Here is a 10,797-nt window from a genome sequence, read left to right on the forward strand (position 1 = left end):
CCCACGGCCCTTTGGGCCGTGGGGAGGGGGGATCAAGGGGGGTAGGGCCATCCGCTTCCCCCGATTTCATCCATCGGCACCCAGGGAGATGGTGGGGGCGGGCACAAGGCCCGCCCCCATAGGGGTGCCCACAAGGGATGCCCCTACAATCCACCGAACCATCGCTGCAGCAATTCGATCCCGTAGAACCCAGCCCAGGCGGCGATCAGATTCTTCAAGGTTTTCCCGAGCGCGCAGGGGAGGAGAAAGGCGAGCACGGGCATACGAGTGGAGCCGGCGATGATCCCGGCGACGTCGAAGAGCGGATTCGGGATCAGCGCGAGGATAAAGACCACCCAGGGGCCGTAACGGCGCATCCAGCGGGCCAACCGGGCGTACTGGGGCAGGTCCTCCGCCAGGGTCTGGCCGCCATAGCCCACGAGATATCCGCTCAACTCCCCCACCGCTTGACCCAGCCCGGCCACGATCCCCACGATCCATGGGTTGAACATCCCACCGGCCAGCGTGGTCACCGCTAAGCCGGGCAATGGGAGGATCAGTGTCGCATTGGTCAACGCGCTGATCAAAAAGATCGCCGGGTAGCCGAAGCGGGCCCATTCCTGGAAGTGATCCCGATAGCGCAGGGTGAACCATACCGCACCGATCAAGATGATGACCACCGCCACCCGCGCAGCCCACAAACGCCCCTTGGAAACCGTCTTCGTCTGGATTTCCACCAGGTCCTCCCTTACTTGAACCGCTCAGCGGTTACTTTGAAGGGTAGTGCTTCATCCGATGAGAATATGAGTTGGTGCAGGCCAACGCCCCCAAAGCCCCCATTCGAAAACCCCATACACCGTCCGGGGGACTAGAGGAACTAAAGCCTCCGCCTCCTCAGCGGTCCGGCATTGGAGCACCCAAGCGGACGATGATGGCGGAGCCGTGCGGGATCCCAGCCGTGGCGTTGCAGGTGTCTACGACCAACCGTGCCTCCCGCACGACCCGCTCATAATCCACCGCCCGATGCCCGGTCACGATCACCACGACATCGGCCCATCGCAGCCACTCCTCATTCAGGGGCACCGAAGTCAGCTCTTGCTGCTCCCGCCGGAACGCATCGCCGCCCACCCGAAACCGCGGCACGTAGGGATCGTGATAAGCCACTTGGGCCCCTCGCTCGAGCAGCAGCTCCATAATCCGCTCCGCCGGGCTGTTGCGGGCATCGTCCACCTCCCGCTTGAAGGCCACCCCCAGCACCAGCACCTGGGCCCCTCGCAGTCCTTTTCCCAAGAACCGATCCAGCGCCTCCTCCACTTTGTGCACCACGTGAAACGGCATCGCCTGGTTCACTTCCGCTGCCAGCTCGATGAATTTCGTATAGAAGTCGTATTCGCGCGCCTTCCAGGAGAGGTAATAAGGATCCACTGGGATGCAGTGTCCCCCGACCCCCGGCCCGGGGTAAAAAGCCATAAACCCGAAAGGCTTGGTCTTCGCCGCTTCGATCACCTCCCAAATGTCGATCCCCATCCGCTCACACAGCAGCGCCAGCTCGTTCACCAGGGCAATGTTCACACTCCGGAAAATGTTCTCCAGCAGCTTGCTCATCTCCGCCACCCGTGGCGAGGACACCTCGTGCACCGGCGCGCCCAACCGCCTCAACAGCGCGGCCGCCCGCGCCGTGCTCCGCGGCGTCACCCCCCCGACCACCTTCGGCGTGTTCCGCACCCCCCACTCCCGGTTCCCTGGATCGATCCGTTCCGGCGAGAAGGCCAGATCGAAATCCTCCCCCGCCGCCAGCCCGCTCCGTTCCAGGATCGGCCGCACCACCTCCTCCGTGGTCCCCGGATACGTCGTGCTCTGCAGGATCACCAGATGTCCCCGTCGCAAATAGGGCACGATCCCCTCCGCCGCCGCCCGCACATACGAAAGATCCGGTGCGCGCATCGCATCATAGGGGGTGGGCACGCAAATGAACATCGCCTCCACCTCCGCCAGGGCGGCGTAGTCCGTCGTGGCCCGAAACCGTCCGCTCCTTAGAGCGGCTCGCAGCGCCTCCACCGGCACATCCCGGATCGGGCTGTTCCCAGCCCTCAGGGCCGCCACCTTTCCTGCATCCACATCGACCCCCACCACTTCGCAGCCCACCTCCGCATACGCCAAAGCCAAGGGCAGCCCCACGTATCCCAGCCCGATCACCCCCACTCGATCATCCGCCATCCCGCCCTCCTCCCACTGTGGCTTGAATCCAACGGATCGCTTCCTCTGGAGGCAACGTTCGTTGCTCCCCGCTCCTCATCTCCCGGACGGTGACCATCCCCTGGGCCTCCTCGTCCGGGCCGAGGATGGCCACAAAGGGGATCCCTTTCTGATGGGCGTAGCGCAGCTGGGCCTCCAACCGGCGGGGCTCGAAGTAGAGCATCGTGCGAAGGCCGGCCTGCCGGAGGGTCCGGGTGAGGGCAAGGGACGCTCCCATCCGGGGCTCATCAAAGACGGTCACCAACACCTGAATCGGCGTGCGGGGCAGATCGGCCGGGGCCATCCCCAGCTCCTGGATCACATCGATGATCCGCTCGATCCCGAAGCTGGTCCCCGTCATCGGGACGCTCTGCTTCGCGAACAGGCCGACCAAGCCGTCATAACGGCCCCCGCCAGTGATGGAGCCGATCTTCGGCTCGGTGACCACGGTTTCGAAGATCGGCCCGGTGTAATATTCCAGGCCGCGGACCATCGTGAAGGAGATCCGGTAGTGCTCCGGGGCCACACCCATCTCATTCAGGAACCGCAGCAGGGTTTGGAGCTCCTGGATCCCCTCCAAGCCCTCAGGGATCTCCGCCTCTCGCATCCGCCGGGACAGTTCCTCTAAAACCTCCGCGTTATCCCCCTCAATGCGAAGCAGCTCCAGCATGCGCCCGGCTGCTTCCTCAGGGATTCCATACCGGCGCATCTCCTCCCGCACGCCTTCCAGGCCCAGGCGGTCGAATTTATCGATGGCTCGGTAGAGGCTCCCCAGGAGCGGTTCGGGGACCCCGGAATATCGTCCGAGGCCGGTGAGCAGCTTGCGGTCATTGAGCAAGATGATGAAATTCCGAAACCCCAGGCGGACGAGGGCCTCTTCGATCAAGGCAACGATCTCGGCGTCGGCAGCCATGGAGGAAGTGCCCACGATGTCGGCGTCGCACTGGTAGAACTCCCGGTAGCGGCCCTTCTGAGGTCGCTCCGCCCGCCAGACGGGGGCGATCTGATAGCGCTTGAATGGCCGGGGGAGGTTGGGATACATCGCCACCACCCGGGCGAGGGGAACGGAGAGATCATACCGCAGGCTGAGCTCTTCCTTGCCCTCACGGTGGCGGGCGTCGTAGATCAACTTCTCCGCGTCCGGCCCGTATTTGCCCATCAACGTCTCCCGCAGCTCCAGGGCTGGCGTCTGGAGCGGCTCGAAGCCATAAGCTTCAAAGATCTCCTCGAAAGCGCGGATCACGTACCGGCGCAACATCATCTGATCGGGAAGGATGTCCCGCATTCCACGTGGCAAGCGAGGTTCCATTTTCGCCCCTCTTCGCCAATGGGATTCCACACGCTCCTCTCACGGGCCCCTTGGGCCCCCGAGAGGCCGCCCATCGGATCTCCTGGGAAAGTCAAGCGCCTTCAGCGCTCGACCCACCCAGCGCCTACATAAGGCGAATTGCGTCGCTCCAATTATAATGAACTGCGGGAGCCTATGGTTTCTGCCCAAGTATGATTGGCGGGCTGCTCGGTTGCAAACAGAGGCAGTTATCCGAAATGGATTTTCTGGGAGGGACGAGCCGCGTGAGCGATCCATCCCTCACAGAAAATTTTCCTTAAAGGCCTGGTTGGCGATCTCCGTTTCGAATTTTCCTATATCTTTATCTTTTTATCTCTGCGATGAAGTATTGGCGAGACGGACGAAAAATCTATCCTCTGCGCAGGAGGGGGAATGGTTCGTCTGATCTATCGCAACCAGGTGTTCGAAGTGCCGGCCGGCATGACCGTCCGGGAGGCTATGAAGCAGGTGGGCCTGAGCCCGGAGATCACGCTGGCCGTGCGGGATGGGAAACTGCTTCATGAGAACACGATCCTCCAGGATGGGGACGAGGTGAAGTTGATCGCCGTGATCTCGGGGGGCGAGGGCTGAGCGAGGCACTCGCCCCCGGCGAGCGCAACCCCCCGCTTCCCGTTCGCTTTCTGATCTGATCGGAGGCCCCTATGCTCGCGGTCTTATTCACGGCTTATTTGCTTGGATCGATCCCGACGGCCTATCTGGTGGCTCAGGGGGTGGCCGGGCTGGACATCCGGACGGTGGGCGATGGCAACCCGGGGGCCCGCAACGTGTGGCTCCACCTGGGCTGGCGATGGGGGGTCTTGGTGGCGGTGCTGGATATGCTGAAAGGCTACGCGGCGGTGCGCTGGGCTCAGGCGCTGGGTTTCTCGGAACCCTATGCGTTCTTGGCCGGCCTGGCCGCCGTGCTGGGCCACGACACCTCCCCGTTCCTCCGTTTCCGCGGCGGCCAGGGAATGGCCACCACCCTCGGAGTGATGCTCGCCCTGCTTCCATGGGAGACCTTGTTCGCGATCGCGGTGTTCCTGGCCGCCTACCGCCTAACTCGTCGCTGGGATGAGAGCCTCTTCGTCGGTATGATCTGGCTCCCGCTCCTCCCATTGCTTCTGGGGCGCGATCTGCGGTATGTCCTCTATCCGGTGGCCTTGCTGCCCACCGTGGGGGTGAAGAAGCTCATCGATCAGATCCGGCGCTCCGGTCGGTTCCCCCGCCCACTTCGGCCTGGATGACCCAAGTCTGAAGGGAGGAAACCGCCCGCGCCCTGTTTCTCTCTCGTTCGTACGGTCGAGGCCATCGGATCCGCGTGGAAACGGGCGCTCCCTCTGCCCTTCCACTTAGGAGGCGGGGATGGACGATATAGGAACTCTGCTTTCCGCCTTCGGGCTGGCGGCCGCCGCCGGCCTGAATGCCTACATCCCATTGTTGGTGGTCGCGCTCTTGGCCCGCTTCACCGACTGGGTCGCTTTGTCCCCGCCCTATGACGCCTTGACCCACCCGGCGATCATCGGCTTGCTCTTCCTTCTGGCACTCGTTGAATTTCTCGCCGACAAGATCCCCGCAGTCGATGCGATCAACGATGGGATCCAGACGTTCGTCCGCCCAGCGGCGGGAGCCCTCCTGTTCGGCGCTCAAACCGGGGCGATCCGGGAGATCCACCCAGCCCTCGCGCTGGCGTGCGGCCTGCTGATCGCCGGTGGGGTTCACAGTCTGAAAGCCGCTTTTCGCCGGGTCGTCCAAGCTGGGGCGCCGCCTCTCGCCCCAGTGACCACGCCGGTGCTGAGCGTCCTGGAGGATTTGGCCGCTCTCGGCGTCAGCTTGATCGCCGTCCTGGCCGCGTGGGGGATCTTAGCGCTGGGGATCCTGTTCGGGCTCTGGGTTGCAGAGCGGGTTCGGAGGAAGCAGACGCTCCACCCATCCGGATAAGGACAATTCCAGGTAACCACAAAAGGCCGGTCCAGGATCCAGTAGGGGCACCCCTTGTGGATGCTCCCATGGTGATCATCCCATCCAAAACATTGGAGGTCGGAATGACGTGGCGAGGGCGCGGCCGTTTCGGGCAGCGGACGATCGAGATCGATCTCCGAGGGTTCCAGTGGGAGCGGTGGCTGAGGTGGGGGTTGCTCCTGTTCGGGCTGTGGGCGGTTCTGCTGTTCCTTCCTGGATGGCTGCTGAGCCTATGGGTGACCTGGGAGTGGTTCCGCGATCTCGGCTACGAAGCCGTCCTGTGGACCCAGTGGCGGGCGCGCGTTTTGCTCTTCCTCATCGGATGGGCCGTCGCCAGCCTGTTCCTGGGCGGGAACGCCTTCCTGGCTGCGCGGGCGGCGAATCGTTCTCCCCGTCTATGGGTGGGCCTCGCCTGGGCCCTTGGGTTCCTCTTCGGCCTCGCCCTTCAGGGGCGATGGGAGACGGTTCTCCTAGCGCTGAACGCGGAGCGGTTCGGCATCGCCGACCCCATTTTCGGATTGGATGTCGGCTGGTATGTGTTCCAGTGGCCGTTGTGGACGTTCCTCCAAGGAACCGCTCAATGGGGATTGATCCCCCTCGCTGCGCTCTTCCCGTTGCTCCTGCCGGTCCCCCGAGGGTGGCGCTGGGCCCACCTTTCGACCCTGGCCGCCTGCTTCTTCATGCTGATGGCTGTTAGCTACCGCTTCGACGCCTACCGGCTGCTCTATGCGGAGCGGCCCATCGCTTTTGGGGCGGGCTATGTGGAGATTCACGCCAAACTGCCGGTGCTGGATCTCCTCACCGCCCTTATGGTTCTCCTCGCCCTTGGGCTGCTCCTCAACCTGTGGCTCCGGCGGCCCGCGCTGCTCGCCGTCGGTTTCGGGGGCTGGCTTGCCTTGGCCTTCCTGGGCCTCGAGGTCTACCCTGCTCTCGTTCAAGCGCTGATCGTGCGGCCCAATGAGCTGGCGCGCGAGAGCCCCTATCTCGCCCACAGCATCGCCTTCACGCGACGAGCCTATGGATTGGATCGGTTCCAGGAGCGGGATTTCTCCCCACGGGAAGCGCCGACCCCGGAGGAGATCCAGGCCAGCGCGGAGATCCTGGATGGGATCCGCCTCTGGGATTACCGTCCGCTGCTCCAGACCCTCCAGCAGATCCAGGGCATTCGCCCCTACTATGTGTTCGCCGATGTGGATGTGGATCGTTACCGCGTGAACGGCATCTATCGCCAGGTCATGCTGAGCGTCCGCGAGCTGGATCTGAAGGCCCTCCCGCCGCCGGCGCGCACTTGGATCAACCGACACCTGGTCTTCACCCACGGTTACGGCGCCGTCGTCGTCCCCGTCCGCGCCTTCACCCCCGAAGGCCTTCCCCAGTTCCTGCTGAAGGATATCCCACCCGTAGGGACGATCCCCCTGACCCGGCCGCAGATTTACTTCGGTGAGCGAACGGTCGATTTCGCCCTGGTGAACACCGCCGTGCCGGAGTTCGACTATCCGCGGGGCGAGGAGAACGTCACCACCACTTATCAGGGTCGGACGGGAGTCCGGCTGGGCGGCCTGCCGCGACGTCTCCTCTTCGCCATGTATTTCGGCGATCCCAACTTGCTGCTGAGCAGCGCTCTTGCTTCGGAGAGCCGCATCCTGTTTTGGAGGGATCTCCGGACCCGCCTGCGCACCTTGGCGCCCTTCCTGCGGTTCGATCCGGATCCTTACGCGGTGATCCTGGACGGACGCATCGTGTGGGTGGCGGACGCCTACACCTGGACCGATCGGTATCCCTATAGTCAGCCCCACGAAGGCCTCAACTACATCCGGAACAGCGTGAAGGCGGTGGTGGATGCCTACGATGGGACGGTGACCTTCTATGTGGTTGAGGATGAGCCGCTCATCCGGGTGTGGCGGCGGGTCTTCCCGTCGATGTGGCGGGATTTCTCGGAGATGCCGGAGGAGCTCCGGGCCCACCTGCGCTACCCGGAGGGCCTGTTCCGGATCCAGGCGGAGATCCTGCGGACGTACCACGTGCAGGATCCCCGGACTTTCTACAACAAAGAAGATGTATGGGCGATCCCCCTGGAGATCTTCGCGGATCAAACCCAGGAGATGGAGCCGTACTATGTGCGGACGCGGCTGGATCCAGAGGGGCCGGTGGAGTTCGTCCTGATCCTCCCCTTCACCCCCTCGGGCCGGCAGAACATGATCGCCTGGATGGCCGCCCGCTCGGATCCGCCGCGGTATGGGGAGGTGATCCTGTACCGGCTGACCAAGGAACGGCTGATCTTCGGTCCGCAACAGATTGAAGCCCGGATCGATCAGGAGCCTACGATCTCGGCTCAGCTGACCTTGTGGAGCCAGCGGGGCAGCCAAATCATCCGAGGGAACCTGCTGGTGATCCCCATCGGGGAAGCCTTCCTCTATGTGGAGCCGCTCTACCTGCTGGCTGAGCAAGGCCAGATCCCTGAGCTGAAGCAGGTGATCGTGGCCACGGAGCAACGGGTGGCGATGGCCCCGACGTTGGAGCAGGCCCTCGCCCAGGCCATCGGCGCGGCGGCTGCCTCCAGCCCTCCGGGCCCGGTCGCCGCTCCAGGCGGGGACATCGCGGCGCTCATCCAACAAGCCTACACCCACTACCAGCGGGCCCAGGAGGCGATCCGTCGGGGGGATTGGGCGGCTTACGGGACCGAAATCGAAGCGCTGGGCCGGGTTCTGGAAACCCTTCAACAAACCGTGGGCGGACGGTGAGGCGCTGTGGATTCCCGCAACCGCTGGCCTCGGGGCGATGATCCAATGGGTATGGTTGATCTTTCTCTAGGGAATTCGGTGGGGTGGGGCTATGGGATAAGGTAGGGCTTCTTCCACCACTGATGTTGTGCAGCCGCGTCTGAGTGTTTCTCCGAGGCGGTCGTTACTCCCAATGGATCGACGCGCGAAACAGGAGGACTATCCGGATAGAATTGCTAAGCCCCGCCTCAATAGGGAGGCAGCAATGGAACGGAAAGGTCGACTTCTGGCATGGGCTGGCATGGCGGCCCTGGGATATGCGACCATCCAGGGCTTGCGGGCATTGCTCGGGTTAAGGCGCGAAGCGATTGAGGCTTTCCTTCGCTGGCGTGGGCCCGTCGCTCAAAACATTGATGTGGGATCCGCTCGCGTGGATCTCCCCATTTATTACTATCGGGACGATAGCTTTTTGGGGATCTTCACAGCCGATCGGGAAGCTGTCCGCGCGCTGTTGCCCAGCGATCAGCTTTACCCGGTCCTGGCTCCCAACGGCCGGGCCCTGATTGGAATCGCTGCGTTTAATTACCTTCACACCAGCATCGGCCCCTATGGGGAAGTGGGGATCGTCCTGCTGTGCACTCACGGTCGGCCTGCGCCGCCATGGATCCCTGTGCTCCTGGAAAGCCGATTCCCGGGATGGGGAGCGTTTGTTCTTCACCTCCCTGTAACCACCCGCGTGGCTCGGGATGCTGGGCGCGTGATTTACGGTTACGCCAAATTCGTTGCCGACATGGAGTTCGAGAAGACCCCTGTTTTCCAACGTGTGCACCTCAGCGAGGGCGGCCGCCATATCTTAACCCTCACCGTCCGGCAGCATGGCTGGGTAGTTCATGACAATCGTCCCCTCATCACCTTTAGCGTCCGCAATGGAGAACTCATCCGCACGCGGATCCCAGTCTATGGCATCTACCACCTGGGCCTCCGTCCGGGGCTGGGAACACTTATCCTGGGCGATCACCCGATCGCCCAACAACTCCGGGAGCTGGACCTCTCCTTCAAGTCCGTGGCGACAAAGAGTTACTTAACGCGATATGCGATCCTCCCCGCCGGCGAGGCGATTGGCCGGGCCGATCGCCCCCACGCGCCATATCCTGGAGAGGAGCGGGCGATGGGCCGTCTGACCATCCGCTATGGCGGGGCCACGCCTCCAATGGACCTGCACCCCTCGGCTTGATCGGGAGGATCGAATGAGGACCTCTAATGGGGAAACCCAGCTCCTGGAATTAACGGCGCGGCGCTTCGCGGCGCAGGCCGAAGCCAGCGGTATTGCCGAAGATCAGGAGCGGGCGCTTTCGCTCTATGAGCAAGCATGGGAGCTCGGGATGGTGGCCGATCCCTCCACCGCCGTGCCCGGATTCGTCACGGGCGTGTGGGGGCGCGGGGCTGTGGAGGGGAATCTTCGCCCTTCCTTGCGGGTTCTCTCCATCCTGGGCGAGATCTCCGCTGGATTTGCCGCAATGATTCACGCCCAAGGACTGGCCTGTCTGGCGCTGGACGGGGCCCCGGTCTTCCCAGCGCGGGCTCGGCTGGCCCTGGGCTGGCTTTCCGAATACGGGATCCCAATCGGCCGGCGAGGTGGGTCCGCCGGGGCTGGGATGGCGTTGCGGAGTGCATCCGGCGTTCTTTATCTTGAGGGGACCCTCCGATTCTTGATGGCCTCCGGATCCCCCCAGGGGTACCTCCTCTTCGCTCGCCAGACCGATCCTTCAGATGGGGAAGAATGGGCACTGATCGCCTTGGATGCTGCCACCCCAGGGATACGTGTTGAACCCCTGCCGGAGCGCTTAGGTCTGCGGATCGTGTGGATGGCCCATCTCCATGGGGAAGGGATCCCTCTAGCCCCCGAACGGATCTTGCTCCGGGGGGCTGAAGCCCATCAGCGGCTGGAACAGATCATCGCCATCGATTGGCTGGGCCAAGCCGCTATCGCCCTGGGCGTTATCCGTCGGAGCTTGCGGGAAGCCTGCGCCTATGCTCAGCAACGCTATCAAGGCGGACGCTTGATCATCGATCACCCCGCGGTTCAATTGCTTCTGGGGGCAGCCGTCTCTGACCAGGCGATACTGGAAGCCATCCTGGAGCGCCATGCCGACATGTCGTTGAAAGCGATACGCCATGACGTATTGCTTCGCTGGGCAGCTACGGCCAAACTGGCCATTGGGGAGCATGCCTATCGCGCGGTGACAAACAGTATGCAGGTCCTCGGAGGGTACGGCTATATGGAGGATTACGGCTTCGCTGGCCGGCTCCGGGATGTAGCGACCCTGCGGACGCTCCATGGGGCTCCGGATCCAATCCGGATGGTCTTGGCGGAAAGTCTACGGACAGAGGTGAGAGCTTAGGGCTACAGCTTATCCCCTCGCCGCAGGGGAGGAGAACAAAGGGCGAAACAATGCAGGAAAGCATCTCAGGCGATGAAGGCCCCTTAGCACCTGGATCCCCTAGGAGGGGGAAAGTGCTCTGTTGTGAGCAGAGGTAGTTCTGGGATTCCAGTGTAGGGCGGGCCGCGTAAGCGGC

At 63.4% G+C, this 10,797-nt stretch carries 9 protein-coding genes; 6 read left to right on the top strand and 3 right to left on the bottom strand.

Annotated elements, in window-relative coordinates:
- Positions 1 to 143: 143 nt before the first annotated feature.
- From ACFMO5_RS03840 to hisS, 3 genes are all read right to left on the bottom strand, one after another.
- Positions 144 to 716 carry a YqaA family protein gene (locus ACFMO5_RS03840; RefSeq protein ID WP_376791440.1) on the bottom strand — a complete coding sequence of 191 codons (573 nt, stop codon included), beginning with the start codon at positions 714 to 716 and terminating at the stop codon, positions 144 to 146.
- A 157-nt stretch (positions 717 to 873) separates the two neighbouring features.
- Positions 874 to 2,196, bottom strand: a complete 1,323-nt coding sequence (locus tag ACFMO5_RS03845; protein ID WP_376791441.1) for a nucleotide sugar dehydrogenase — start codon at positions 2,194 to 2,196, stop codon at positions 874 to 876.
- Entirely contained in the window at positions 2,186 to 3,523 is a 1,338-nt protein-coding gene (gene hisS, locus ACFMO5_RS03850; protein WP_376791442.1) for a histidine--tRNA ligase, read from the bottom strand. The genes ACFMO5_RS03845 and hisS overlap by 11 nt, the downstream gene beginning before the upstream one ends.
- Positions 3,524 to 3,934: 411 nt before the next feature.
- On the opposite strand from hisS, the gene ACFMO5_RS03855 reads away from it, so the two are divergent.
- The 6 genes from ACFMO5_RS03855 (at position 3,935) to ACFMO5_RS03880 (ending at position 10,622) form a co-directional block, all read left to right on the top strand.
- Positions 3,935 to 4,132 carry a MoaD/ThiS family protein gene (locus ACFMO5_RS03855; RefSeq protein ID WP_376791443.1) on the top strand — a complete coding sequence of 66 codons (198 nt, stop codon included), beginning with the start codon at positions 3,935 to 3,937 and terminating at the stop codon, positions 4,130 to 4,132.
- 71 nt (positions 4,133 to 4,203) lie between these two features.
- Positions 4,204 to 4,785: a glycerol-3-phosphate acyltransferase gene (locus ACFMO5_RS03860; RefSeq protein WP_376791444.1), complete on the top strand. Its 582-nt coding sequence runs from the start codon at positions 4,204 to 4,206 to the stop codon at positions 4,783 to 4,785.
- A gap of 118 nt (positions 4,786 to 4,903) precedes the next feature.
- Positions 4,904 to 5,479 carry a DUF4126 domain-containing protein gene (locus ACFMO5_RS03865; RefSeq protein ID WP_376791445.1) on the top strand — a complete coding sequence of 192 codons (576 nt, stop codon included), beginning with the start codon at positions 4,904 to 4,906 and terminating at the stop codon, positions 5,477 to 5,479.
- A gap of 104 nt (positions 5,480 to 5,583) precedes the next feature.
- On the top strand, positions 5,584 to 8,241 hold the full coding sequence (locus ACFMO5_RS03870) for a UPF0182 family protein (RefSeq protein WP_376791446.1): 2,658 nt from the start codon (positions 5,584 to 5,586) through the stop codon (positions 8,239 to 8,241).
- Positions 8,242 to 8,485: 244 nt separating this feature from the next.
- Positions 8,486 to 9,454: an acetoacetate decarboxylase family protein gene (locus ACFMO5_RS03875; protein ID WP_376791447.1), complete on the top strand. Its 969-nt coding sequence runs from the start codon at positions 8,486 to 8,488 to the stop codon at positions 9,452 to 9,454.
- A 13-nt stretch (positions 9,455 to 9,467) separates the two neighbouring features.
- On the top strand, positions 9,468 to 10,622 hold the full coding sequence (locus ACFMO5_RS03880) for an acyl-CoA dehydrogenase family protein (protein ID WP_376791448.1): 1,155 nt from the start codon (positions 9,468 to 9,470) through the stop codon (positions 10,620 to 10,622).
- Positions 10,623 to 10,797 lie beyond the last annotated feature (175 nt).

It is taken from the genome of Thermoflexus sp. (genome assembly GCF_042408365.1).
Taxonomy (GTDB): Bacteria; Chloroflexota; Anaerolineae; order Thermoflexales; family Thermoflexaceae; genus Thermoflexus.